Genomic DNA, 23,402 nt, shown 5'->3' with positions numbered 1-23,402 from the left:
CGTTCCCGACGACTGCAGGAGTGATTCGCGTGGATCGTGTCGCGCTGCGCGGCCTCAAGGCCCGCGGGCACCACGGTGTGTTCCCCAAGGAGCGCGAGGAGGGGCAGACCTTCATCGTCGATCTCGTCCTGGGCCTGGACACCCGACCGGCCGCGGCCGACGACGACCTGGCGAAGACCGTGCACTACGGCATCGTGGCCGAGGAGGTCGTGGCCGTGGTCGAGGGCGAGCCGGTGAACCTCATCGAGACGCTCGCCGAGCGGATCGCCCAGACCTGCCTGAAGCACGAAGGGGTCCACGAGGTCGAGGTCTGCGTCCACAAGCCGGACGCGCCGATCACCGTGCCCTTCGACGACGTGACCGTCACCATCACCCGGAGCCGAGTATGACCCGACCTTTCATCCAGGGTCACAGCGACCCGACCGTCCAGCCGGTGCCCGCCTCGGTCGTCGAGCAGGTCGACGCCGCCGACACGACGCTGAGCAACCCGAAGTGGGCCGTGATCTCCATCGGCTCCAACCTCGGCAACCGCCTGGAGACCCTCCAGGGTGCCGTCGACGCGCTGGAGGACACCCCCGGCGTACGGGTGAAGGCCGTCTCCCCGGTGTACGAGACCGAGCCGTGGGGCGTGGAGCCGGGCAGCCAGCCGTCGTACTTCAACGCGGTCGTGGTCCTCAAGACCACCCTGCCCCCCGGCTCGCTGCTGGAGCGGGCGCACGCCGTCGAGGAGGCCTTCAACCGCGTCCGCGACGAACGCTGGGGTCCGCGCACCCTGGACGTCGACATCGTCGCCTACGCCGGCGTCACCTCCGACGACCCGCACCTCACACTCCCCCACCCGCGCGCCCACGAGCGCGCCTTCGTGCTCGCTCCGTGGCACGACGTGGACCCGCAGGCCCAGCTGCCCGGCCGCGGTACCGTGGCCGATCTCCTCGCGGCCGTCACCCGCGAGGGCGTGGAGGCACGCGGGGACCTGGAACTCCGACTGCCCGAGTAGTCGTTAAGGTCAAGACGACCAAGATCCGGGACCGGTCCGGGGGAACTGAAGGGACACCGTGAGAGAGCTGCGCATCAGGGTGCTGGTCGGCGTGTTCGTCGTGGCCGGCGTCCTGTCCTGGGCGGGCGCCCGCCTCTGGAACTCGATCGGGACACTGCCCAGCGTCCCCGTGGCCGCCCCCATCGTCCTCGCCCTGATCGCGGTGGTCCTGCTCTCCACGGCGCTCTCGCTGCGAGCCCGCTTCAAGGCCCAGCGCGAGCGCCGCCCCGGCGCGAAGGCGGTCGACCCCCTGATGGCCGCCCGAGCCGTCGTCTTCGGCCAGGCCAGCGCCCTGGTGGCCGCCCTCATCGCCGGCATGTACGGCGGCACGGGCGTCTTCCTCCTGGAGCTCCTCGACTTCCCCGCCCGCCGCGACCAGGCCATCTACGCGGGCTTCTCGGTCCTGGCGGGCCTCGGCGTCATAGCGGCCGCCTTTTTCCTGGAGCGGGTCTGCAAACTCCCGGAGGACGACGACCAGAACCACGCGGGCGCAGAGCCGGCGGCCTGACCGCCACCAGGGCCGGCGGGCCAGGTGCCCGTTCCGTCTCGGGATCGGGCACCGCCGGCCAACAGGTCATCGCGCCAGTATCAGGCTCATCGCCTCGGCACGGGTCGTGGCGTCCCGGAGCTGACCGCGGACCGCCGACGTGGTCGTCTTCGCGCCGGGCTTGCGGATGCCGCGCACCGACATGCACATGTGTTCGGCCTCGATGACGACGATCGCGCCGCGGGCCTCCAGGATGCGCATCAGGGAGTCCGCGATCTGGGTCGTGAGTCGTTCCTGAACCTGCGGGCGACGGGCGAACACCTCGACCAGGCGCGCCAGCTTCGACAGACCCGTGATCTTGCCGGTCTCGGCGGGGATGTAGCCGACGTGTGCCACGCCATGGAACGGCAAGAGGTGATGTTCACACAGACTGACGATTTCGATGTCCTTCACCAGGACCATCTCGTCATGCCCCAGGTCGAACGTCGTGGTCAGAACATCCTCGGGCTCCTGCCACAGTCCTGCCAGGAGCTCCCGATACGCCCGTGCCACCCGGGCCGGCGTCTCCTTCAGACCCTCGCGGTCCGGGTCCTCACCCACCGCGATCAGGAGTTCACGTACGGCGTTCTCGGCGCGCTTCTCGTCGAACTCGCCGATGAAGCCATCGCCGGCCAGCGTCACGGGGTCGGTCATCTGATGCCTCGTTCCTGTACGTCTTACCTGCGGGCATACGAAAATGCCGCGCCCCCCAGGCTAGAACCTGGGGGGCGCGGCGTTCATTCCGGCCCTCTGGCCGAAACGGTCAGCTCTCGGGGCGGTCCTCCGGGGCCTGCTCCGTCACCGGGGCGGACTCCGTAGCGGTGGACTTGACCGTACTGATCGCCGCCGTCGCGCCGTTCGCCCCGTTGGTCAGTGCCAGCTCCCTCGGGGAGAGCACCGGCGGGCGGGTGGACGGGGTACGGCGGGAGGAGCCGGTCCAGGCGGGCCGCGGCGGGCGCTTGACGATGGTGGCGAAGATCTCGGCGATCTCCTCCTTGCCCAGGGTCTCCTTCTCCAGCAGCTGGAGAACGAGGTTGTCGAGGACGTCGCGGTTCTCGACCAGGATCTCCCAGGCCTCGTTGTGCGCGGTCTCGATGAGCTTCTTGACCTCTTCGTCGACCAGCGCGGCGACCTCTTCCGAGTAGTCGCGCTGGTGAGCCATCTCACGGCCGAGGAACGGCTCGCTGTTGTCGCCGCCGAACTTGATCGCACCGAGCCGCTCGGTCATGCCGTACTGCGTGACCATCGCGCGGGCCAGGTTGGTGGCCTTCTCGATGTCGTTGGCGGCGCCGGTGGTCGGGTCGTGGAAGACCAGTTCCTCGGCCGCGCGGCCGCCCAGCATGTAGGCGAGCTGGTCGAGCATCTCGTTGCGCGTGGTGGAGTACTTGTCCTCGTCGGGCAGGACCATCGTGTAGCCGAGGGCTCGGCCGCGGGACAGGATCGTGATCTTGTGGACCGGGTCGGAGTTCGGCGAGGCCGCCGCGACCAGGGCGTGTCCGCCCTCGTGGTACGCGGTGATCTTCTTCTCCTTGTCCGACATGATCCTGGTCCGCTTCTGCGGGCCCGCGACCACACGGTCGATCGCCTCGTCCAGCGCCCTGTTGTCGATCAGCTTCTGGTCACCGCGGGCGGTGAGCAGCGCTGCCTCGTTGAGCACGTTGGCGAGGTCGGCGCCGGTCATGCCGGGGGTGCGGCGGGCGACGGCGGCCAGGTCGACGTCCGGGGCGACCGGCTTGCCCTTCTGGTGGACCTTGAGGATCTCCAGGCGGCCCTGCAGGTCCGGCGGGTCGACCGCGATCTGGCGGTCGAAACGGCCGGGGCGCAGGAGGGCCGGGTCGAGGATGTCCGGACGGTTGGTGGCGGCGATGAGGATGACGCCGCCCTTGACGTCGAAGCCGTCCATCTCGACGAGCAGCTGGTTCAGGGTCTGCTCGCGCTCGTCGTGTCCGCCGCCGAGGCCGGCACCGCGGTGACGGCCGACGGCGTCGATCTCGTCGACGAAGACGATCGCCGGGGCGTTCGCCTTGGCCTGCTCGAACAGGTCACGGACTCGGGAGGCACCGACACCGACGAACATCTCGACGAAGTCGGAACCGGAGATCGAGTAGAAGGGGACACCTGCCTCGCCGGCGACGGCGCGCGCGAGGAGCGTCTTGCCGGTACCCGGGCGGCCGTAGAGGAGCACGCCCTTGGGGATCTTGGCGCCGACGGCCTGGAACTTGGCCGGCTCCTGCAGGAACTCCTTGATCTCGTGGAGTTCCTCGACGGCCTCGTCACAGCCGGCGACGTCGGAGAAGGTCGTCTTCGGGGTGTCCTTGGTGATGAGCTTGGCCTTGGACTTGCCGAAGTTCATGACCCGGGAGCCGCCGCCCTGCATCTGGTTCATCAGGAACAGGAAGACGACCACGATCAGGACGAACGGCAGCAGCGAGAGCAGGACGCCGACGAACGGGTTCTGCTTGGACGGCGAGACGGTGTAGCCGTCCGGAATCTGCTTGTCCTGGTACTTGTTCTGCAGCGTGCCGGCGATGGTCACGCCCTGTTCGCCGATGTAGCTCGCCTGGATCTTCGAGCTGCCCTCGACCTTCTGGCCGTCCTTGAGCGTGACCTTGATGCTCTGTTCGTCACCGGTGGTGATCTTGGCCGACTCGACCTTGTTGTCGTTGATCGCCGCCACGACCTGGCCGGTGTCCACCGTCTTGTAGCCGCCGGACGAGCCGACGACCTGCATCAACACGACCACGGCAAGGACGGCCAGCACGATCCACATGACCGGCCCACGGAAGTATCGCTTCACGTCCATCCATACGGAGCGGAGCCGCCCCGTCCCTCCTGCCACAGTGAGTTTGATAAGACAGTTCTTCTGACGGTACCCCAGCATTGTTGCCCGAAGCCGCACGAAGCCGTTTCGACGGCTGGGAAACCCGTCTCTGCATGCTTCAACGGCACGGAACCCGCCGGGGTTCCCGATCGTCCTACCGGGTTTGGGCCGACTGGCTCAGCCCCCGGCCCGGTCCGGTCCGGCTCAGCCCCCGTAGACGTGAGGCGCGAGCGTACCGACGAACGGCAGGTTGCGGTACTTCTCGGCGTAGTCGAGGCCGTAGCCGACGACGAACTCGTTCGGGATGTCGAAGCCGACCCACTCCACGTCGATGGCGACCTTGGCGGCGTCCGGCTTCCGCAGCAGCGTGCACACCTTCAGGGAGGCGGGCTCGCGGGAGCCGAGGTTGTTGATCAGCCAGGACAGGGTCAGGCCGGAGTCGATGATGTCCTCGACGATCAGGACGTGCTTGCCCTTGATGTCGGTGTCGAGGTCCTTGAGGATGCGGACGACACCGGAGGACTGGGTGCCCGCACCGTAGGAGGACACGGCCATCCAGTCCATGGTGACGGCGGTGGACAGAGCCCGGGCGAGGTCCGCCATGACCATCACCGCGCCCTTGAGGACACCGACGATGAGCAGGTCCTTGCCCGCGTACTCCGCGTCGATCTTCGCGGCCAGCTCGGCCAGCTTCGCGTCGATCTCTTCCTTGGTGATGAGCACCTGCTGGAGGTCGGCACCCATGTCTTTCGCGTCCACCCGCATCACTTTCGGTCGTCCCGCACTTACGGCCGCATGCACGGCCTCCGGCCGCCCGACCGGCCGCCGGAGGGTCGCTCCGGGAGGTCGGGATTCAGCCTTGCCGAATCACCAGTCTGCCACCCTGCCGCTGGGCGACGACTCTGCCCGGGAGGTTGATGGCTCCCTGGCCGCGCCAGCCGGTGATCAGGCGGTCGACTTCCTCGATGTGCCGGGCGAACAGCGAACCGGCCGGGGCGCCGGCCTTGATGGCGGCCCGGCGCAGGATGCGACGGCGCACGGCGGGCGGCAGTGCGTAGAGCTTGGCGCACTCCAGCAGGCCCGCGGCGTCCCGTACGGAGGCCTCGGCCTGGCTGGCCCAGGCGTCGAGGGCGTCGGCGTCGTCGCGGGAGAGCTGGGCGGTGCGGGCGAGTGCTTCGACGACGCCCTTGCCGAGTGCCTTCTCCAGGGCGGGCAGGCCTTCGTGCCGGAGCCGGGAGCGGGTGTAGGCGGGGTCGGCGTTGTGCGGGTCGTCCCAGACGGGCAGGGACTGGACCATGCAGGCCTTGCGGGCCGTCTGCCGGTCGAGGTGCAGGAAAGGGCGCCGGTAACGGCCGCCGGCCCCCGAGACCGCGGCCATTCCGGACAGGGAGCGGATGCCGGAGCCGCGGGCGAGGCCCAGCAGGACGGTTTCGGCCTGGTCGTCTCGGGTGTGGCCGAGCAGGATCGCGACGGCGCCGTGGCGTTCGGCCGCCGCGTCGAGGGCGGCGTAGCGGGCGTCGCGGGCGGCGGCCTCGGGCCCTCCGTCGCGGCCGACGGTCACGGCGACGGACTCGACCGGGTCGAGGCCGAGCCCGCGCAGGCGCAGGGCGACCTCGTCGGCGCGGAGGTCGGAGCCGGGCTGGAGACCGTGGTCGACGGTGACGCCACCGGCGCGGATGCCGAGCCTGGGGGCCTCGAAGGCGAGGGCCGACGCGAGCGCCATCGAGTCGGCGCCGCCGGAGCAGGCGACGAGCACGAGCGGGGAGGGGAGCCGCTCGGCTGTCGGGTCCGGGTGTGCCCCGGAGGTTCGTTCGTCCGGGCGTGCGCCGGAGGTGTGATCGTTGAGGATGTCGTGGAGGACGCGGCGGACCGCCAGGCGTATCGCCGCGACCGCAGGATGGGGACCCATGTCCGGTTCCCTTCATGAAGTTTTCGGGGGGTGAGCCCGAGGCCGGTCACTCAGAGTGTGTAAATGGTGACAGAACCGGGGCGTTCCCCGAGCATTGCACGCCTACGCATGGCTCACGGTCCCTCGGACGGGTGATTGGAGGGGCGTTTGCCTGCCGTCGGCTGGATTCGCCTCACGACCTCTCCGCGCCGTTCACGACTCGGCCTTGCGATGCACCCGCGCGACCCAGTCCGCCGGTTTGGCGATCTCCGCCTTGGTGGGCAGGGTGTTCGGTGAGGTCCACACGCGGTTGAAGCCGTCGACGCCGGCCTCGCCGACGACCGCCCGTACGAAGCGTTCGCCGTCCCGGTACTGCTTGAGTTTGGCGTCCAGACCCAGCAGCTTGCGCAGGGCCTGGTCGAGGCGGGAGGCGCCCTTGGCGCGACGCTGCTGGAACTTCTCACGGATCTCGGAGACGGTCGGTACGACGCTCGGGCCCACGCCGTCCATGACGAAGTCGGCGTGACCCTCCAGCAGGGACATCACGGCGGTGAGGCGGCCGAGGATCTCGCGCTGGGCGGGGGTCTGCACCAGCTCCACGAACGAGCGGCCGCCGTCCTCCTCCTCGCCCTCGGGGCGGCCGCCGGCGAGGGACTGGGCGGCTTCCCGGATGCGCCCCAGGAAGGTCATCGGATCGACGTCGGTCTCCGCCAAGAACGACTGGATTTCGCCCTCGAGGTGGTCGCGTAGCCAGGGGACGGCGGTGAACTGCGTGCGGTGGGTCTCCTCGTGCAGGCACACCCACAGCCTGAAGTCGTGCGGGTCCACGTCGAGTTCGCGCTCGACGTGAACGATGTTGGGGGCGACGAGGAGGAGGCGGCCGCCGCCGTTCTCACCGGCGGGGAGGCCGCGGGTGGCCGGGGCGAAGGTCTCGTACTGGCCGAGGACACGGGAGGACAGGAACGACAGCAGCATGCCGAGTTCGACGCCGGTGACCTTGCCGCCGACGGCGCCGAGGACGGCGCTGCCGGGGTTGTTGCCGCGTCGCTCCTGCATCTTCTCCAGGAGCGGTTTGAGGATCTCGCGGAAGCCGGCGACGTTGGCACGGACCCAGCCGGGGCGGTCGACGACGAGGACCGGGGTGTCATGGGTCTCCCCGGTGCCCATACGAGTGAAGCCCCGGACATGTTCCTCCGAGGCCTTCGCGTGCCGGCGCAGCTCCGCGACGACGGCCCTGGCCTCGTCGCGGCTGACGTCGGGGCCCGGCCGTACGAGCCGGGTCGCGGTCGCCACCGCGAGGTTCCAGTCGACCATCCCGGGCGATGTGGTGCCACCGAAGCCAGTCATGCGTCAACGGTACGTGAGCCGTCCCACTTGGGGCAGGCCGTGGCGGCCGGCGGGGGCCCGGGGCGGTGCCGGGTCACCGGCAGCCGCAGGCCGCCAGCGCCGTGGCCGTCTCGTCCAGGGCCGTCCGCGCCTCCTGGGGGTCCGTCGTGCCGGATGCGAGGAAGGCGAAGGCGAGCAGCTGGCCGTCTGTGTCGACCACCGTGCCCGCCAGGGTGTTCACCCCGGTGAGCGTGCCCGTCTTCGCTCGTACGAGCCCTGCCGCGCCGTCGGTGTAACGGTCGGTCAGGGTGCCGGTGAAGCCCGCGACGGGGAGGCCGGTGAGGACGGGGCGGAGGCCGGGGCGGGCGGGGTCGGCGGCCTTGACGAGGAGGCCGGTGAGGAGGTTCGCCGTCAGCTTGTCGTCGCGGTCGAGGCCGCTGCCGTCGTGGAAGGAGGCGCCGGACATCGGCAGGCCGAGCTTGCGCAGCTGCGTGGCGATCGCCCTGGCACCGCCGTCGAAGCTCGCGGGTTCGCCGCTCGCGAGAGCGGTCTGCCGGGCCAGGGCCTCGGCGATGTCGTTGTCGCTGTTGGTCAGCATGCGCTCGACGAGGGCGGACAGCGGGGGCGAGGAGACGGTGGCGAGGGTCTGGGCGCGGGTGGTGGCCTTGGAGGGGCCGGGGGGCGTCGTCTTGATGCCGGCGTCCTCGAGGAGGGCCGCGAACTTGGCGGCCGCGTCCTGCGCGGGGTCGGTCACGCGGGTCACCGGACCGCTGTCGGAGTCGTCGGTGCGGCCCTCGTCGACGGCCAGGGCGCTGACGGCGGCGAGGTTGTCGTTGACACCGATGGGGTGCAGTGCGGGGCCGGTGTAGAGCGTCGTGTCGTAGGAGAGCGTGACCTTGTCGATGCCACGCTCGTGGAGTGCCTTCGCGGTGTCGGCGGCGAGCGTGGGCAGGCTCGCCCGGCCGTCGGTCCGCTTGCGGGCGGTGAGGGTGGGGTCGCCGCCGCCGACCAGGACGAGTTCGCCGGTGTCGGGTTCGAGGGCGGTGCGGGTGGTGAGGCGGTGGTCGGCGCCGAGGGCGGACAGGGCGGCGACGGAGGTGGCGATCTTGGTGGTGGAGGCGGGGATGAGGGACTTGCCCGCGTCGACGCCGTAGAGGCGTCTGCCGGTCGTCACGTCGACGACCACGGCGGCGCGGCTGCCGTCCGGTGCGGAAGCCTCCAGGAGGGGCGCCAGAACGTCCGACAGGGCCTTGCCGCCGGGGTCGGCCTTCTTGGTGTCTACGGCGCCCTTGACGCCGCCCAGGCCCGTGAGGACCGGCGCGGCGCTCGGCGCGGGCCGCGGTACCCCCGCCGTCGTGCCCGAGCGGCCGTGATCTGCGCCACCTGACCGCTCCAGGGCGGCGGCCCGGCCCCGCTCGGCCGTACGCTGACCGTTGGCGTCCCAGGGGCCTGCCACGGTCACCGCACCGGCGGCCAGTGTCAGGCCCGCGGTGACGGCGCCCGCGGTGTACTGCCAGGTCCTGACGGTCTGCGGACGGGGGAGGTGTGCGGGCCTGAGCCGCACGGTGTTCGCCAGCCGCGCGATCCGCGGTCGCGCGGCCGTCGTGGCCCGCGTCAGACGCGGTCGTACGGCGTTCGCGATCCGCACCACCTGCGGTCTCGCGGCTCGCCAAGGCCTCAGCTCTGGCACGACCACCAGCCCCTTTCGCGATCACACACCTGCGTGAGGGACACTTAACCACCAGAACTATGTGTTGATCATGGAGGAGCCACCGGTGGAGTTCGACGTCACGATCGAGATCCCGAAGGGTTCGCGCAACAAGTACGAGGTGGACCACGAGACCGGTCGGATCCGCCTGGACCGTCGCCTCTTCACCTCGACCGCCTACCCGACCGACTACGGCTTCGTCGAGAACACCCTCGGCGAGGACGGTGACCCGCTGGACGCGCTGGTCATCCTGGACGAGCCGACCTTCCCGGGCTGTCTCATCAAGTGCCGTGCGATCGGCATGTTCCGGATGACGGACGAGGCGGGCGGCGACGACAAGCTGCTGTGCGTTCCGGCCACCGACCCGCGGGTGGAGCACCTGCGCGACATCCACCACGTGTCGGAGTTCGACCGCCTGGAGATCCAGCACTTCTTCGAGGTGTACAAGGACCTGGAGCCCGGCAAGTCGGTCGAGGGCGCCAACTGGGTGGGCCGCACGGACGCCGAGGTGGAGATCGAGCGGTCGTACAAGCGCTTCAAGGAGCAGGGCGGCCACTGACCGGCCGGTTTGTCTTCCGCGGGCCGCGGCACCCTGTGTGGGGTGGCGCGGCCCGTGTGCGTACTCATGCGCATACTGAGGCCTACGGAAGGTGTCGTTCAGGGAGCGGTGCGAGGTGACGGAGGCGGAGGACCGCAAGCCCCGGTCGGACGAGGCGCGGTACGACCCGGAGATCACGTCCGAGTTCGCCGTTCCCCGGGGCCTCGGCGTCCCCAAGGCGGGTGGCGATCCGGAGACGACCTCCGAGTTCGCCGTCCCGGAGGGGCTGGAGGCGCCGCAGCCGCCGAGTCCGGAGCCGGAGGGCTCGGCGTTCAGCACGCCGCGCACCTACAGCACCAGGACCGCGCCGGCCGCGTTCACGCCGGCCACCGGGGTGCCGCTGGTCAGTCTGGTCAAGGACGCGCCATGGCAGGACCGGATGCGCACGATGCTGCGGATGCCGGTGACCGAGCGGCCGGCGCCGGAACCGGTGCAGCGCGTGGAGGAGGGCGGTCCGGCCGTCCCCCGCGTGCTCGACCTGACCCTGCGTATCGGGGAGCTGCTGCTGGCGGGCGGTGAGGGCGCCGAGGACGTGGAGGCCGCGATGTTCGCGGTGTGCCGGTCCTACGGCCTGGACCGCTGCGAGCCCAACGTCACCTTCACCCTGCTGTCGATCTCGCACCAGCCGTCGCTGGTGGAGGACCCGGTGACGGCGTCCCGGACGGTACGGCGGCGGGGCACCGACTACACGCGTCTGGCGGCCGTGTTCCGGCTGGTGGACGACCTGACGGACCCGGAGACCCATGTCTCCCTTGAGGAGGCCTACCGGCGTCTGGCGGAGATCCGCCGCAACCGGCACCCCTACCCCGGCTGGGCGCTGACCCTGGCGAGCGGGCTGCTGGCCGGTGCGGCTTCCGTGCTGGTCGGCGGTGACCTGATCGTGTTCGTCGCGGCCGCGGTGGGCGCGATGCTCGGCGACCGGCTGGCATGGCTGTGCGCGGGGCGGGGGCTGCCGGAGTTCTACCAGTTCACGGTGGCCGCGATGCCGGCCGCGGCGATCGGGGTGGCGTTCGCACTGGCGCACGTGGACGTGAAGGCGTCCGCCGTCGTCACCGGTGGGCTGTTCGCGCTGTTGCCCGGGCGGGCGCTGGTCGCGGGCGTGCAGGACGGCCTGACGGGTTTTTACATCACCGCCTCGGCCCGCCTGTTGGAGGTCATGTACTTCTTCGTCGGCATCGTCGCCGGGGTGCTGGTGGTCCTGTACTTCGGCGTGAAGGTCGGCGGCGAGCTGAACCCGGACGCGGCGCTGGCCAACTCTGAACGGCCGATGGTGCAGATCGCGGCCTCCATGCTGCTGTCGCTGACCTTCGCGGTGCTGCTCCAGCAGGAACGCTCCACCGTGCTGTGGGTGACCCTCAACGGCGGCGTCGCGTGGTCGGTGTACGGCGCGATGCACTACGTCGGTGACATCTCGCCGGTCGCTTCCACGGCCGTGGCGGCGGGTCTCGTGGGCCTGTTCGGGCAGTTGCTGTCGCGGTACCGGTTCGCTTCCGCGCTGCCGTACACGACGGCGGCGATCGGGCCCCTGCTGCCCGGTTCGGCGACCTACTTCGGGCTGCTGTCCATGGCCCAGAACGAGATGGACAAGGGGCTGGTGTCCCTGGCCAAGGCCGCGGCACTGGCCATGGCCATCGCCATCGGGGTCAACCTGGGGTCGGAGATCTCCCGGCTGTTCCTGCGGGTCGGCTCCGCCGGGAAGCGGAGGGCCGCGAAGCGGACCAGGGGTTTCTAGGCGCCCGGGAACTCCCGGGCTCACCCGTTCAGTGGTTGCGGTGGTCGTACGGGTACTGGTTCTGGTCGTACTGCTGCGGGGGGTACTGCTGCTGGTCGTAGTAGTGGTTGTCGTAGCCCTGGTTGCCGTGCCCCTGGTTGGCATGGCCCTGGCTGCCGTGCCCCTGGTTGTCGTAGCCCTGGTTCCAGTACTGCTGCTCCTGCTGGTACGGCTGGTCGTACTGCTGCTCCGGCCGCTGCTCCGGCTCGATGCGGCGCAGCCTGGTCGTGGCGTCGTCCATGACCGGCGGCTGCTGGTACACGGGTGTCTGGGGCCGCTGCGGGGCCTGCGGCTGCGCCTGCCCGGCCTTCTTGTTCTTGCCGCGCGCGCGGAGGAACTCGATCGCGATCGGGATCACCGAGACGAGGACGATCAGGATCAGGATCGCCTCGATGTTGGTCTTGACGACGTCGATGTTGCCGAGCCACGAGCCGAGCAGGGTGACGCCCGCGCCCCACAGGACGCCACCGATGACGTTGAAGATCAGGAACGAGCGGTACTTCATGCCGCTGACGCCCGCGACGATCGGCGTGAACGTGCGCACGATCGGCACGAAGCGTGCCAGGACCAGGGACTTCGGGCCGTACTTCTCGAAGAACTCGTGCGCCTTGACGACGTTCTCCCTCTTGAACAGGCGCGAGTCGGGGCGGTTGAACAGGGACGGGCCGACCTTCTTGCCGAACATGTAACCCGCCTGATCGCCCAGGACCGCGGCCAGGCAGATAAGGGCGATCGCACCCCACAGCGGGAAGTCCAGCTCGTCCGACGTGATCAGCAGACCGCAGGTGAACAGCAGCGAGTCACCCGGAAGGAAGAACCCGATGAGCAGGCCGGACTCGGCGAAGACGATGAGCAGCAGGCCCCAGATGCTGTAGGTGTCCAGCAGATAGTTTGGGTCGAGCCAGCTCGGGCCGAGGGCGAGTGTCGTCACGGGTCCGGGCTCCTGAGGGGGGTGAAGGCGGCTACGGCGTCCATGTGGGGCGGCACAAAGCTATCAACGCGATGTGCCCGCCCCAGGTTCCACCGGGGCCTCCAGGATGCACTGTGCGGCAGCCGGCACAAAGCCGTGAGCCATGGGATCCGGGGACTACGGGGGTGGCCAGGGGCCCCGGCCGCAGACCATGGCACGCGCCTGGTGGAACAGGCACGCGCGCGTGGGGGTGACGCGTCCCGCGTTCCGGTGGGACGTACCGGGGACCGCGGACGGGGGCACCGAAGTGTGCGCGTACGGGACCGCGGTGGTCCGGGCCCGGGAGTGCCCCGGGCCCGGACCTCAGGACGCGGTGTGCCGGCCGGCGTTCGCGAGGATCGCGTCGCGCAGGTGCTCCGCCAGGCCCGGCCGCATGGAGTCGTAGTACGCCTTGAAGCGCTCGTCCGAGACGTACATCTCACCGAGGCACCGGTGCATCTCGTACGGGCACTCGAAGAACCACCTGCTGATGTGCTGCCGGTGCTCCTCGGCCAGCTCCACGGCCGCCTCGGCGGACGGCTGCTCACCGGCGGCCACCAGGGCGGCGTACCGCTCGCTCCAGTCGTCGACCTCGGCCTGCAGCCGCTTCCAGTCCTCCTTGGTGTAAGTGGCGGCGCGACGCTGTGACTCGGCGTACGTCTCCGTGCCGCCCCAGCGCTGCTCGGCCTCCTCGCGGTACTGCTCGGGGTCCTTGTCCCCGAAGACCTCGAACCGCTCCTCCGGCGTGAGGTTGATGCCCATCGTGCGTGCCTCCATGGCGTGCTCCACGGCCGCGGCCATCTTCTGCAGCTTCTCGATCCGGGCGGTCAGCAGTTCGTGCTGGCGGCGCAGGTGTGCGCGCGGGTCCGCGTCCGGGTCGTCGAGCAGGGCCGCGACCTCGTCGAGCGGGAAGCCCAGCTCCCGGTAGAACAGGATCTGCTGGAGCCGGTCGAGGTCGGTGTCGTTGTAGCGCCGGTGTCCGGCGTACGTCCGCTCGCTCGGTACGAGCAGGCCGATCTCGTCGTAGTGGTGCAGGGTGCGCACCGTGATCCCGGCGAACCCCGCGACCTGTCCCACGGAGTAGCTCACTTTCCGCTCCTTGTCGTCGGTACGCGCTCCACGCTGAGGCCTCACGCCACGTGAGGTGCAAGCCTGAATCCGTTCGGGGTGTTGTGTGCGTTCTGTCCGTTTATGGTGAGCCCGTGGCCCAGGACACCGCGCAGCAGGCGCCGCCGACCGCTTCGACGGCCCCGGCACGGGCTCTGCTGCCGTTCATCCTGCCCGCCGCCGTCGTGGGCGTGGTCGCGAGCCTGATCTTCGTCGGGGTGAGCACGGCGGCGGAGAAGCTCCAGCACCTGCTGTGGGGGCCCCTGCCGGACGCGCTCGGGGTGGGCCGCTACTCGGTGCTGTGGATGTTCGTGATGCTCGTGGCGTCCGGGATCGCCGTCGGGCTGGTGGTCTGGAAGGTTCCCGGCCATGCCGGTCCCGATCCGGCCACCATCGGCCTGAACGCCCCGGTCATGCCGCCGGCCGTGCTGCCGGGCCTGGTGCTGGCGACCGCGCTGATGCTGGCGGGCGGCCCGAGCCTCGGCCCGGAGAACCCGATCATCGCCGTGAACGTGGGCCTGGCGGCCTGGCTCGGCGGGCGCTTTCTGCCCCGGGCGCCGGGCGCCCTGTGGCCGGTGCTGGCGGAGGCGGCGACGATCGGCGCGCTGTTCGGCACGCCGGTGGCGGCGGCGCTGGTCATCTCCGAGGCGCTGGCGGGGCGGCCGATGCGGGGCCGGCTGTGGGACAACCTGCTCGCGCCGCTGACCGCCGGCGCGTGCGGGGCCATGACGACCACACTGGTGGCCCATCCGACCTTCGACCTGGGTCTGCCGCCCATGGGTCACCCGCATGGCACGGATGTCCTGGCGGCCCTCGTGGTCGCCTCGGTGTCCGCGCTGCTCGGCATGTGCGCCGTCCACGCCTTCCCGTACGTCCACACGGCTTTCCGGCGGCTGCGGCACCCGATGCTGATGCTTCCGGCGGGCGGGGTCGTCCTGGGTGCCCTGGCGGCCCTGGGCGGCCATCTGACGCTGTTCAAGGGGCTGTCGGAGATCGGGGAGCTGGCCCGCGACCCGGCGGGCTGGTCGGCGGGGCGGTTCGCCACGATGACGGTGGTGAAGCTGGCCGCACTGCTGGTCGCCGCGTCCTGCGGCTTCCGCGGCGGCCGCATCTTCCCCGCGGTCTTCGTCGGCACCGCCCTGGGCCTGTGCGCCCATGCGCTCGTGCCGGCCGTGCATCCCTCGCTGGGCGTGGCCACGGGCGTCCTGGGCATGCTCCTGGCGATCACCAGGCAGGGCTGGGTGAGCCTGTTCACCGCCGCCGTCCTGGTCGCCTCGCCCGGCGTCCTCGCCCTGCTGTGCATCGCCTCGCTGCCGGCCTGGCTGCTGGTGACGGGGCGCCCGCAGATGCAGCTGCGCGAGGACGGCAGCCCCGTCCGCTGACCCTCATCCCTCTGGAGGCATGTCCATGGCCCTGCACAAAGGTCCCGAGAAGCACGAGGAGCGGGCGATGTCGGTCAACCCGTTCTTCGGGGAGGCTAACCCCGTCGGCGGCATGACCGAGGCCCCGCCCACACACCGGCTGCCGGACGCCCCGCTGCCGCCGTCGACGGCGTACCAGCTGGTGCACGACGAGCTGATGCTCGACGGCAACTCCCGGCTGAACCTGGCCACCTTCGTCACCACCTGGATGGAGCCGCAGGCCGGGGTGCTGATGGCGGAGTGCCGGGACAAGAACATGATCGACAAGGACGAGTACCCGCGGACGGCCGAGCTGGAGCGGCGCTGCGTGGCGATGCTCGCCGATCTGTGGAACGCACCGGACCCGTCGGCGGCGGTGGGCTGTTCGACGACCGGGTCGAGCGAGGCGTGCATGCTCGCCGGGATGGCTCTGAAGCGCCGCTGGACGAAGCGCAACGCCGACCGGTACCCCGGTGCGCGGCCCAATCTGGTCATGGGGATCAACGTCCAGGTCTGCTGGGAGAAGTTCTGCAACTTCTGGGAGGTGGAGGCCCGGCTCGTCCCCATGGAGGGCGACCGCTTCCACCTTGATCCGCAGGCGGCCGTGGAGCTGTGCGACGAGAACACCATCGGCGTCGTCGGCATCCTCGGCTCGACCTTCGACGGGTCCTACGAGCCGATCGCGGAGCTGTGTGCGGCCCTGGACGCCCTCCAGGAGCGCACGGGGCTGGACGTCCCGGTGCACGTGGACGGTGCCTCCGGCGGGATGGTGGCGCCTTTCCTCGACGAGGACCTGGTGTGGGACTTCCGCCTCCCGCGCGTGGCCTCGATCAACGCCTCCGGGCACAAGTACGGGCTGGTCTACCCCGGTGTCGGGTGGGCCCTGTGGCGGGACAAGGAGGCGCTGCCCGAGGAACTGGTGTTCCGGGTCAACTACCTGGGCGGGGACATGCCGACGTTCGCGCTCAACTTCTCCCGGCCCGGCGCCCAGGTGGTGGCACAGTACTACACGTTCCTGCGGCTGGGCCGCGAGGGCTACCAGGCGGTGCAGCAGTCGACGCGGGACGTGTCGACCTCGCTCGCCGAGCGGATCGAGGCGCTCGGCGACTTCCGGCTCCTCACGCGCGGGGACCAGCTGCCGGTGTTCGCACTGACCACGGCCGACGGCGTCACGGCGTACGACGTCTTCGACGTCTCCCGGCGGCTGCGCGAGGGCGGCTGGCTGGTGCCCGCGTACACCTTCCCGGCGAACCGTGAGGACCTGTCCGTGCTGCGGATCGTGTGCCGCAACGGCTTCTCGCACGACCTGGCCGACCTCTTCGTGGACGACCTGGCGCGCCTGCTGCCGGAACTGCGCCGGCAGCCGCACCCGCTGACCCGGGACAAGGGGACGGCCACCGGCTTCCACCACTAGCGGCCCGGCCGCGTTCGGGCCACGGCGGCCGGCCCCGGTTGCGCCCACGCCGGCCCGAGCGCGCGGCCCCCGTGGTTCCGCCGCTAGCGGCCCAGTCGCGCGAACTTCCGTACCGCCAGCGGGAAGAACACCACCAGCAGCCCCAGCGGCCAGGCGACGGCCGCCCAGACGTGTCCCGGCTCGCCGCCCGGACTGCCCAGGAGGTCCCGTACCACCGCCGCCGTCTGGGACAGCGGGTTCCACCGCACGACCGTACCCAGCCAGTCCGGCATGGAGTCCGGCACGGCGAAGGCGTTGGACAGGAAGCCGACCGGCCAGACGAGGATCTGCACGGCCTGCACCATCTCGGGCCGACCGGCGATCAGGGCGAGGTGGATGCCGACCCAGAGCATCGCGAAGCGCAGGAGCAGCAGCAGGCCGGCGGCGGCCAGGAAGGCACCGGGGCCCCCGTGCGCCCGCCAGCCCAGTGCGTACGCCACCCCGCCCACCAGCACCAGGGCGGCCGCCGACTGGAGCATGTCGGCGACCGAACGGCCCACCAGCAGGGCTCCGTTGGCCATGGGCAGGGAGCGGAAGCGGTCGATGACGCCCTTGTCGAGGTCCCGGGTGACGTTGAGCATCGTGCCCTCCAGGCCGAAGGCCATGGTGAGCACGAGCATCCCGGGCACCAGATAGTCGACGTAGTCTCCGGCCACGCCCCGGCCGCCGCCGACCAGGTAGCCGAACATCAGCAGCAGCATGACCGGGAAGACCAGCGCGACCAGCAGCTGCCCCGGCTGCCGTGCCCAGCGGGCGAGTTCACGCCGGGTCATGGTCCAGGAGTCGGTCAGGCCGTACGTCCTCGCCTCCCGCGCCTCACTCGTGCTCATGCGGACTCCTTCCCTCGGTTGCCGTCCACTCGGTTGTCGTCCACTCGGTTCTCGTCCACTCGGTTGCCGTCGCCGGTGAGGTGCAGGAACACCTCGTCCAGGGTGGGGCGGCGCAGGGCGATGTCCGCGGCCTCGATACCGGCGGCCTCCAGGGCCCGTACGACCCCGGAGAGGGCGGCCATGCGGTCGGTGACCGGGGCGCTGAGCAGCCGGCGGTCGGCGTCCACGGTGGCCCCGGAGACGGGCAGCAGGGCCACCGCGTCGCCGAGCCGGTCCGCGTCGCGCACGACGATGTCGATGCGGTCGCCGCCGGTGAGGGTCTTGAGTTCGTCGGGGGTGCCGTCGGTGACGACCCGGCCCCGGTCCACGAAGGCGATGCGGTGGGCGAGCTGGTCGGCCTCCTCCAGGTACTGGGTGGTGAGCAGGACCGTCGTACCGGCGCCGACCAGGGAGCGGACCGAGGACCACACTTCGGCGCGGCCGCGCGGGTCGAGGCCGGTGGTGGGCTCGTCCAGGAACAGCACCTCGGGGTCGGTGATCAGGGAGGCGGCCAGGTCGAGGCGGCGGCGCATGCCGCCGCTGTAGCGGGCGACGGGGGTGCGGCCGGCGCCGGTGAGGTCGAAGCGCTCCAGGAGTTCGGTGGCGCGTACGCGCGCGTGGCGGGCGCCGAGGTGGTGCAGGCGGGCGAACATCTCCAGGTTCTGCCGGCCGTCCAGCTGCTCGTCCAGGGCCACGTGCTGGCCCAGCAGGCCGATGCGCCGGCGGACCGCGCGGGCGTCGGTCAGTACGTCGTGCCCGGCGACCTCGACGCGGCCACCGTCGGGCCTGAGCAGTGTGGACAGGATCCGGACCAGGGTGGTCTTACCCGCGCCGTTCGGGCCGAGCACCGCGTGCACGGTGCCGCGGGTGACGTGCAGGTCGAGCCCGTTCAGGGCGTGTCGGGTGCCATAGGTCTTGCGTGCGCCTTCGACGATGATCGCCGTGTCGGCCACGGGCCACTCCCTCTCGATCCTAGTCAAACTTGACTACCTCACGGAGGTTAAGGCATCCGGAGCATGTAGTCAAACTTGATTAGTGGCGGTCCTCCGGATGCCGCTCCCCCGTCGCGTACGGGTTCTCCTGCCCTTCGCTCAGCACGCCGACGAACGGCTCGCCCTCCCCGGCGAAGGTGTACGCACCTGCCTCCAGACGGCCGATCAGCCCCTGGGTCCAGGCCGCGTCGGAGTCGGCCGTCTGGACCCAGAGGTTCATGATCTCGCCGATGTGACCGAGCTGTTCAGGGCCGTCCTCGGGGATGTAGTGCTCGGTGACGGCCGCCCGCCACGCCCCGATCCGGCGGATGCGCTCCCGGAGCAGCTCCAGCGCCTCGGCCCGGGGCAACGCGACCAGGAAGCCGATGGCCGCCGACTGGATGTCCATCTTCTGGTCGTAGGAGACCAGGGACTCGCGCAGCAGCCGGAAGAACTCGTCCTCGCCGCGGTCCGTGATCTCGTACTCGGTACGCGGCGGCCCCCCGGCCGTGGACGGCGCGATCTCGTGCGCGTGCAGCAGTCCCTGCTTGGCCATCTGCTTCAGGGCGTGGTAGATCGAGCCCGGCTTGGCGTTGGACCACTCGTGCGCGCCCCAGTACTCCAGGTCGTTGCGGACCTGGTAGCCGTGGGCCCGCCCGTGCTGGCGGACCGCGCCCAGCACGAGAAGACGGATCGCTGACATGCTGTCCAGCGTAGGGCCGGACAGCTATCCCGCCTGCTCCAGGGCCACCAACTCGAAGGCGGTCTTCCCGTCCAGGGATTCCCGGATGATGTCGGCGTGACCGGCGTGCCGGGCCGTCTCGCGGATCAGGTGCAGGCACAGCCAGCGTACGGAGACCCGCTCGTCCGGCGGGAACCAGGGGTCGTTCGGCAGGGGGAAGGTGTCGTCGAGGCTGGGCGCGGAGCGGACGAACTCCTCCGTCTCGGCCGCGACCCGCTCCCAGTACGCCAGCTGCCCGGCCAGCGTCTCGCCCTCGGCCAGGGTGAAGCACTCGTGCCAGTTGGACTCGTCGCGCTTGACCGCCGGCGGCTCGCCCTTGGCGCGCGCGACCCAGCCCTGCTCGACCTCGGCGACGTGCTTGACCAGCCCGGCCAGCGACAGCTCACTCGCGCTGGGGCGGGTCGAGGCCTGCTCGTCCGTCAGCCCAAGTACCGCCCGGCGGATGCCACCGCGCTGTTCGGCGAGGAAGGAGAGCAGCGCCCCCCGCTCGTCGCCCTGGGCCTCCGCACGCACGTGACTGACCATGACCGCCCGCCTTTCATCGCATCCGTTTCCTGACAACGACGACGCTACGGGCCCTTGCGGTCAGCTTCTGTCCGCAAGGGCCCGGCACCCCGGAGGAAATTCAGAACGGGAAGCCGCTGCGACCGTGCTGCACCGAGATCCACTTGATGGTGGTGAAAGCCTCCAGCGTCGTCTCGCCGTTCAGACGACCGATGCCGGAGTGCTTCTCACCGCCGAAGGGCACGAGCGGCTCATCGTGGACGGTGCCGTCGTTCACGTGGAACATGCCGGTGTCGATCTGCTTGGCGAAGGCGACACCCCGCTCGATGTCACCCGTGTGGACGGCGCCGCTGAGGCCGTACGGGGTGTCGTTGACGATCCGGATCGCCTCCTCCTCGCCGTCGAACGGGATCAGGAAGACCACCGGGCCGAAGACCTCCTGCTGCAGCAGCGCGGAATCGGCGGGGACGCCGGTGAGCACGCTGGGCTCGACCAGGTTGTTGGTCGTGGCGCCCTGCACGAGGGCCGTGGCGCCCTCGGCGATCGCCTGCTGGACGGTGCCCGAGAGGGCGTTCGCCTGCGCGGAGTTGATCACGGGGCCGATGACGGTCTGCGGGTCGCGCGGGTCGCCGACCTTGAGGGTCCTGACCTTGGCGACGAACTTCTCGGTGAACTCGTCGGCGACGGCGCGGTCCACGAGGACCCGGTTGGCGGCCATGCAGACCTGCCCCTGGTGGACGAACCGGCTGAAGACCGCCGCGTCCACCGCGTAGTCGATGTCGGCGTCGTCCAGCACCACCAGCGCGCTGTTGCCGCCCAGTTCGAGCACCGAGCGCTTGAAGTGCCTGGCGCAGACGGTGGCGACGTGCCGGCCGACCTTGTCGGAACCGGTGAAGGAGATGACCTTCGGGATCGGATGCTCGAGGAACGCGTCACCGATCTCGGCTATGTCGGTGACGACGACGTTGAGCAGGCCGCCGGGCAGTCCGGCCTCCTCGAAGATCTTGGCGATCAGGGTGCCGCCGGCGATCGGGGTGTTCTGGTGCGGTTTGAGGACCACGCCGTTGCCGAGCGCCAGGGCCGGGGCGACCGACTTCAGCGACAGCAGGAAGGGGAAGTTGAAGGGGCTGATCACTCCCACGACCCCGACCGGCACCCGGTAGACGCGGTTCTCCTTGCCGTCGGTCGGGGACGGCAGGATCTTGCCCTCGGGGCGCAGGGCCAGATGGACCGACTCGCGCAGGAACTCCTTGGCGAGGTGCAGCTCGAAGCCGGCCTTCACGCGCGTGCCGCCCAGTTCCGCGATGATCAGGTCGGCTATCTCCTGCTCGCGCTCCTCTATCAGCCTCAGCGCCCGCTCGAAGACCGCACGCCGCGTGTAGGGGTTGAGCTCGGCCCACTGCTTCTGGGCGCGGGCGGCCGCCCGATAGGCCTGGTCCACCTCACCTACCGTGGCCACCGTGATCGAGGCGAGCTTCTCGTCGTCGTACGGGTTGAAGTCGATCACGTCCCAGGAGCCGGTACCCGGACGCCATTCCCCGTCGATGTACTGCTGGGCCAGGTCGCTGAAGTAGGACGACATGTGATCCCTCAATCACTAGCGGACGCCAGATCCTGGTCAAGGTCTGATCACACGTCATCGTACTTACGTGTCAAGAGAGTTGGAGGAGACCTCGGAGAAGGTCGCGGCTCTCGTCCGGCCCGGGACTGTCCTGCTGCAGCTCCTTCAGAGCCTGCTCGTATTGGGCGACGTCCTCGCGCTTGTCCAGATAGAGGGCACTGGTCAGCTGCTCCAGGTAGACGACGTCGGACAGGTCGGCGTCGGGGAAGCTGAGGATGGTGAAGGCGCCGCTCTCACCGGAGTGCCCGCCGAAGCTGAACGGCATGATCTGCAGCCGTACGTTGGGCCGCTCGGAGATGTCGATCAGATGCTGGAGCTGACCGCGCATCACCTCGCGGTCACCGTAGGGGCGGCGCAGGGCGGCCTCGTCCAGGACGATGTGGAACTCGGGGGCGTTGTCGGAGAGCAGGTACCTCTGCCGCTCCAGGCGCAGGGCGACCCGCCGCTCGACGTCGGCGGCGCTCGCGCCCTTCATGCCGCGCCGGACCACCGCGCGGGCGTACTCCTCGGTCTGCAGCAGGCCGTGCACGAACTGCACCTCGTAGGCGCGGATCAGGGCGGCGGCGCCCTCCAGGCCCACATAGGTGGGGAACCAGCTGGGCAGGACGTCGGTGTAACTGTGCCACCACCCCGCCACGTTGGCCTCGCGGGCGAGGGAGAGCAGGGACTCGCGCTCGGCGTCGTCGGTGATGCCGTACAGCGTCAGCAGGTCTTCCACGTCTCTGGTCTTGAAGCTCACCCGGCCCAGCTCCATCCGGCTGATCTTCGACTCTGAGGCGCGGATCGAGTACCCCGCCGCCTCGCGCGTGATCCCCCGTGCTTCACGCAGTCGCCTGAGTTGCGAGCCGAGCAGCATCCGCCGCACCACCGATCCGGGCTCTCCCGCGCTCACTTTCGCCAGCCTCCCCAACCGTCTCCAGGGCCCGCAGTCTGCCACTAAAACACTTCGAGCAGTACTCGTGCGGTTACGGAAACGGAAAGAGGTCGGCCGTTTCTGCCCGCTCGGGACCAGACAGAGGTAGGGACCACTGACGGAATTCGCTGTGAAGATGGCAGAAAAAATGGCCAAGAAGCGGTACGGGCTGGGTTATTTCGGTCGCGTGCACGTGCATCTGCCCTTGCATCTGCCCTTGGCTTCCGAAACCATGGTGCCGCGCCACCGCTGCATCGCAACGACCGCGACTCCCGGGAGTGCCTCGCATGGGGACGAATGGATCGACCATGCTCAAGCCGTTACGGCAGGGCCTTCCGCCACTGGACCCCACGGCCGCGTCCGATGCCGCGTCCTGCGCCCTGCCCGCCCGTTACGAGGCGGTGCGCGAAGCGCGGCGCTTCACCCGTGACACGCTCGACCAGTGGACCGTCGGCGACCGGTTCGACGACATATGTCTCGTCGTCTCCGAACTCGTCACCAACGCTCTGCGCCATGCGCTGCCGGCCGACCATGGGCGCTGCGACGAACACGGCCAGTCCGTGCGGCTGCATCTGATGCACTGGCCCGAGCGGCTGGTGTGCGCGGTGCGGGACCCGAGCCACGAGACCCCGGTCCCGCGCGACTCGGACGACTTCTCGGCCGAGTCGGGCCGCGGCCTGTTCCTGGTCGACTCCTTCGCCGACGGCTGGGGCTGGCATCCGCTCGCGGGCACCCTCGACGGCAAGGTCGTCTGGGCGATGTTCCGGCTCCGGTCGGCCGGCTGACGCACCGCGACACTGAGCGACGCCCGGTGTCTACGCGCGTCACCCCAGGCTCTCCAGTGCACGGACATCGTTGCCAACGGAGCTGTCGCGAGTTCAGGCGGTCAGCTCGCTATCAGATGGTCGAACTCGCCGTCCTTGACGCCGAGGAGCATGGCCTCGATCTCCGCGCGCGTGTACACGAGCGCGGGCCCGTCCGGGAAACGCGAGTTGCGTACGGCCACCTCGCCGCCCGGCAGCCGCGCGAACTCCACGCAGGAGCCCTGCGAGTTGCTGTGCCTGCTCTTCTGCCAGGCCACCCCGTCCAGCTGCGTGGCAGCCATGCCGTTGTACACGTCAAACCCCCCGTAAACGCCGTCAACGTCGCGGTCCACAGGTCGCTCCCCGGTGGTGCACTGGCTGTGTGGCCATAGATGC

At 70.2% G+C, this 23,402-nt stretch carries 23 protein-coding genes; 8 read left to right on the top strand and 15 right to left on the bottom strand.

Going from position 1 to position 23,402, the window contains the following annotated elements; genetic code table 11:
• Positions 1 to 29: 29 nt before the first annotated feature.
• The 3 genes from folB to ABZ079_RS28810 are packed head-to-tail and all read left to right on the top strand — an operon-like array spanning position 30 to position 1,544.
• Positions 30 to 389 (top strand): dihydroneopterin aldolase, encoded by a 360-nt coding sequence (gene folB, locus ABZ079_RS28820; protein ID WP_356942354.1) that lies wholly within the window; start codon positions 30 to 32, stop codon positions 387 to 389.
• Positions 386 to 997, top strand: a complete 612-nt coding sequence (folK, locus tag ABZ079_RS28815) for a 2-amino-4-hydroxy-6-hydroxymethyldihydropteridine diphosphokinase (RefSeq protein WP_356942353.1) — start codon at positions 386 to 388, stop codon at positions 995 to 997. Before folB ends, folK begins: the two co-directional genes overlap by 4 nt.
• Positions 998 to 1,055: 58 nt before the next feature.
• The gene (locus ABZ079_RS28810) at positions 1,056 to 1,544 is read left to right on the top strand and encodes a DUF3180 domain-containing protein (protein WP_356942352.1); all 489 of its coding nucleotides are present in this window, start codon (positions 1,056 to 1,058) and stop codon (positions 1,542 to 1,544) included.
• A 66-nt stretch (positions 1,545 to 1,610) separates the two neighbouring features.
• On the opposite strand, the gene folE is transcribed toward ABZ079_RS28810, so the two are convergent.
• From folE to dacB, 6 genes are all read right to left on the bottom strand, one after another.
• Positions 1,611 to 2,216, bottom strand: a complete 606-nt coding sequence (gene folE, locus ABZ079_RS28805) for a GTP cyclohydrolase I FolE (protein ID WP_093476657.1) — start codon at positions 2,214 to 2,216, stop codon at positions 1,611 to 1,613.
• A gap of 109 nt (positions 2,217 to 2,325) precedes the next feature.
• Positions 2,326 to 4,365: an ATP-dependent zinc metalloprotease FtsH gene (ftsH, locus tag ABZ079_RS28800; protein ID WP_356942351.1), complete on the bottom strand. Its 2,040-nt coding sequence runs from the start codon at positions 4,363 to 4,365 to the stop codon at positions 2,326 to 2,328.
• 222 nt (positions 4,366 to 4,587) lie between these two features.
• Positions 4,588 to 5,148, bottom strand: coding sequence for a hypoxanthine phosphoribosyltransferase (gene hpt / locus ABZ079_RS28795; protein ID WP_356942350.1), 561 nt, complete (start codon positions 5,146 to 5,148; stop codon positions 4,588 to 4,590).
• Between the two features lie 88 nt (positions 5,149 to 5,236).
• Positions 5,237 to 6,292, bottom strand: coding sequence for a tRNA lysidine(34) synthetase TilS (tilS, locus tag ABZ079_RS28790; RefSeq protein ID WP_356942349.1), 1,056 nt, complete (start codon positions 6,290 to 6,292; stop codon positions 5,237 to 5,239).
• Positions 6,293 to 6,484: 192 nt separating this feature from the next.
• Positions 6,485 to 7,618, bottom strand: coding sequence for a zinc-dependent metalloprotease (locus ABZ079_RS28785; RefSeq protein ID WP_356942348.1), 1,134 nt, complete (start codon positions 7,616 to 7,618; stop codon positions 6,485 to 6,487).
• 73 nt (positions 7,619 to 7,691) lie between these two features.
• Positions 7,692 to 9,248, bottom strand: a complete 1,557-nt coding sequence (gene dacB / locus ABZ079_RS28780; protein ID WP_356942412.1) for a D-alanyl-D-alanine carboxypeptidase/D-alanyl-D-alanine-endopeptidase — start codon at positions 9,246 to 9,248, stop codon at positions 7,692 to 7,694.
• A 124-nt stretch (positions 9,249 to 9,372) separates the two neighbouring features.
• On the opposite strand from dacB, the gene ABZ079_RS28775 reads away from it, so the two are divergent.
• Together ABZ079_RS28775 and ABZ079_RS28770 are read left to right on the top strand one after the other, a co-directional pair.
• Positions 9,373 to 9,864: an inorganic diphosphatase gene (locus tag ABZ079_RS28775; protein ID WP_046730908.1), complete on the top strand. Its 492-nt coding sequence runs from the start codon at positions 9,373 to 9,375 to the stop codon at positions 9,862 to 9,864.
• 115 nt (positions 9,865 to 9,979) lie between these two features.
• A complete protein-coding gene (locus ABZ079_RS28770; RefSeq protein ID WP_356942347.1) occupies positions 9,980 to 11,635 on the top strand; it encodes a threonine/serine exporter family protein in 1,656 nt (551 codons plus the stop codon).
• 28 nt (positions 11,636 to 11,663) lie between these two features.
• On the opposite strand, the gene ABZ079_RS28765 is transcribed toward ABZ079_RS28770, so the two are convergent.
• Both ABZ079_RS28765 and ABZ079_RS28760 read right to left on the bottom strand, forming a co-directional pair.
• Positions 11,664 to 12,605, bottom strand: a complete 942-nt coding sequence (locus ABZ079_RS28765; protein WP_356942346.1) for a VTT domain-containing protein — start codon at positions 12,603 to 12,605, stop codon at positions 11,664 to 11,666.
• 342 nt (positions 12,606 to 12,947) lie between these two features.
• Positions 12,948 to 13,712, bottom strand: a complete 765-nt coding sequence (locus ABZ079_RS28760) for a MerR family transcriptional regulator (RefSeq protein WP_356942345.1) — start codon at positions 13,710 to 13,712, stop codon at positions 12,948 to 12,950.
• Positions 13,713 to 13,825: 113 nt separating this feature from the next.
• On the opposite strand from ABZ079_RS28760, the gene ABZ079_RS28755 reads away from it, so the two are divergent.
• Positions 13,826 to 15,112 carry an ion channel protein gene (locus tag ABZ079_RS28755; RefSeq protein ID WP_356942344.1) on the top strand — a complete coding sequence of 429 codons (1,287 nt, stop codon included), beginning with the start codon at positions 13,826 to 13,828 and terminating at the stop codon, positions 15,110 to 15,112.
• A gap of 25 nt (positions 15,113 to 15,137) precedes the next feature.
• Positions 15,138 to 16,544, top strand: a complete 1,407-nt coding sequence (locus ABZ079_RS28750; RefSeq protein WP_356942343.1) for a glutamate decarboxylase — start codon at positions 15,138 to 15,140, stop codon at positions 16,542 to 16,544.
• A gap of 83 nt (positions 16,545 to 16,627) precedes the next feature.
• On the opposite strand, the gene ABZ079_RS28745 is transcribed toward ABZ079_RS28750, so the two are convergent.
• From ABZ079_RS28745 to ABZ079_RS28720, 6 genes are all read right to left on the bottom strand, one after another.
• Positions 16,628 to 17,413: an ABC transporter permease gene (locus ABZ079_RS28745; RefSeq protein ID WP_356942342.1), complete on the bottom strand. Its 786-nt coding sequence runs from the start codon at positions 17,411 to 17,413 to the stop codon at positions 16,628 to 16,630.
• Positions 17,410 to 18,405, bottom strand: a complete 996-nt coding sequence (locus ABZ079_RS28740) for an ATP-binding cassette domain-containing protein (RefSeq protein ID WP_356942341.1) — start codon at positions 18,403 to 18,405, stop codon at positions 17,410 to 17,412. The genes ABZ079_RS28745 and ABZ079_RS28740 overlap by 4 nt, the downstream gene beginning before the upstream one ends.
• A 79-nt stretch (positions 18,406 to 18,484) precedes the next feature.
• Positions 18,485 to 19,126: a PadR family transcriptional regulator gene (locus tag ABZ079_RS28735; protein WP_356942340.1), complete on the bottom strand. Its 642-nt coding sequence runs from the start codon at positions 19,124 to 19,126 to the stop codon at positions 18,485 to 18,487.
• Positions 19,127 to 19,150: 24 nt separating this feature from the next.
• Complete coding sequence (locus ABZ079_RS28730) at positions 19,151 to 19,690, bottom strand: DinB family protein (RefSeq protein ID WP_356942339.1); 540 nt, start codon at positions 19,688 to 19,690, stop codon at positions 19,151 to 19,153.
• Between the two features lie 100 nt (positions 19,691 to 19,790).
• On the bottom strand, positions 19,791 to 21,251 hold the full coding sequence (locus tag ABZ079_RS28725) for an aldehyde dehydrogenase family protein (RefSeq protein ID WP_356942338.1): 1,461 nt from the start codon (positions 21,249 to 21,251) through the stop codon (positions 19,791 to 19,793).
• A 70-nt stretch (positions 21,252 to 21,321) separates the two neighbouring features.
• On the bottom strand, positions 21,322 to 22,146 hold the full coding sequence (locus ABZ079_RS28720; RefSeq protein ID WP_356942411.1) for a helix-turn-helix transcriptional regulator: 825 nt from the start codon (positions 22,144 to 22,146) through the stop codon (positions 21,322 to 21,324).
• 344 nt (positions 22,147 to 22,490) lie between these two features.
• On the opposite strand from ABZ079_RS28720, the gene ABZ079_RS28715 reads away from it, so the two are divergent.
• Entirely contained in the window at positions 22,491 to 22,988 is a 498-nt protein-coding gene (locus ABZ079_RS28715; protein ID WP_356942337.1) for an ATP-binding protein, read from the top strand.
• A gap of 101 nt (positions 22,989 to 23,089) precedes the next feature.
• Here ABZ079_RS28715 and ABZ079_RS28710 read toward each other — a convergent pair whose 3' ends face one another.
• Positions 23,090 to 23,308, bottom strand: coding sequence for a DUF397 domain-containing protein (locus ABZ079_RS28710; RefSeq protein ID WP_048910258.1), 219 nt, complete (start codon positions 23,306 to 23,308; stop codon positions 23,090 to 23,092).
• Positions 23,309 to 23,402 lie beyond the last annotated feature (94 nt).

Origin of the sequence: Streptomyces sp. NPDC006314 (assembly GCF_040613075.1) — a bacterium.
Classification (GTDB): domain Bacteria; phylum Actinomycetota; class Actinomycetes; order Streptomycetales; family Streptomycetaceae; genus Streptomyces.
This window is presented reverse-complemented; position numbering and strand designations above follow the sequence as displayed.

Bases quoted from the DNA above. Each gene is read 5' to 3' on its own strand.
- folK (WP_356942353.1), top strand. From the start codon at position 386: ATGACCCGACCTTTCATCCAGGGTCACAGCGACCCGACCGTCCAGCCG.
- folE (WP_093476657.1), bottom strand. From the start codon at position 2,216: ATGACCGACCCCGTGACGCTGGCCGGCGATGGCTTCATCGGCGAGTTC.
- ftsH (WP_356942351.1), bottom strand. From the start codon at position 4,365: ATGGACGTGAAGCGATACTTCCGTGGGCCGGTCATGTGGATCGTGCTG.
- hpt (WP_356942350.1), bottom strand. From the start codon at position 5,148: ATGCGGGTGGACGCGAAAGACATGGGTGCCGACCTCCAGCAGGTGCTC.
- tilS (WP_356942349.1), bottom strand. From the start codon at position 6,292: ATGGGTCCCCATCCTGCGGTCGCGGCGATACGCCTGGCGGTCCGCCGC.
- ABZ079_RS28785 (WP_356942348.1), bottom strand. From the start codon at position 7,618: ATGACTGGCTTCGGTGGCACCACATCGCCCGGGATGGTCGACTGGAAC.
- ABZ079_RS28750 (WP_356942343.1), top strand. From the start codon at position 15,138: ATGGCCCTGCACAAAGGTCCCGAGAAGCACGAGGAGCGGGCGATGTCG.
- ABZ079_RS28745 (WP_356942342.1), bottom strand. From the start codon at position 17,413: ATGAGCACGAGTGAGGCGCGGGAGGCGAGGACGTACGGCCTGACCGAC.
- ABZ079_RS28735 (WP_356942340.1), bottom strand. From the start codon at position 19,126: ATGTCAGCGATCCGTCTTCTCGTGCTGGGCGCGGTCCGCCAGCACGGG.
- ABZ079_RS28730 (WP_356942339.1), bottom strand. From the start codon at position 19,690: ATGGTCAGTCACGTGCGTGCGGAGGCCCAGGGCGACGAGCGGGGGGCG.
- ABZ079_RS28725 (WP_356942338.1), bottom strand. From the start codon at position 21,251: ATGTCGTCCTACTTCAGCGACCTGGCCCAGCAGTACATCGACGGGGAA.
- ABZ079_RS28720 (WP_356942411.1), bottom strand. From the start codon at position 22,146: ATGCTGCTCGGCTCGCAACTCAGGCGACTGCGTGAAGCACGGGGGATC.
- ABZ079_RS28715 (WP_356942337.1), top strand. From the start codon at position 22,491: ATGGGGACGAATGGATCGACCATGCTCAAGCCGTTACGGCAGGGCCTT.
- ABZ079_RS28710 (WP_048910258.1), bottom strand. From the start codon at position 23,308: ATGGCTGCCACGCAGCTGGACGGGGTGGCCTGGCAGAAGAGCAGGCAC.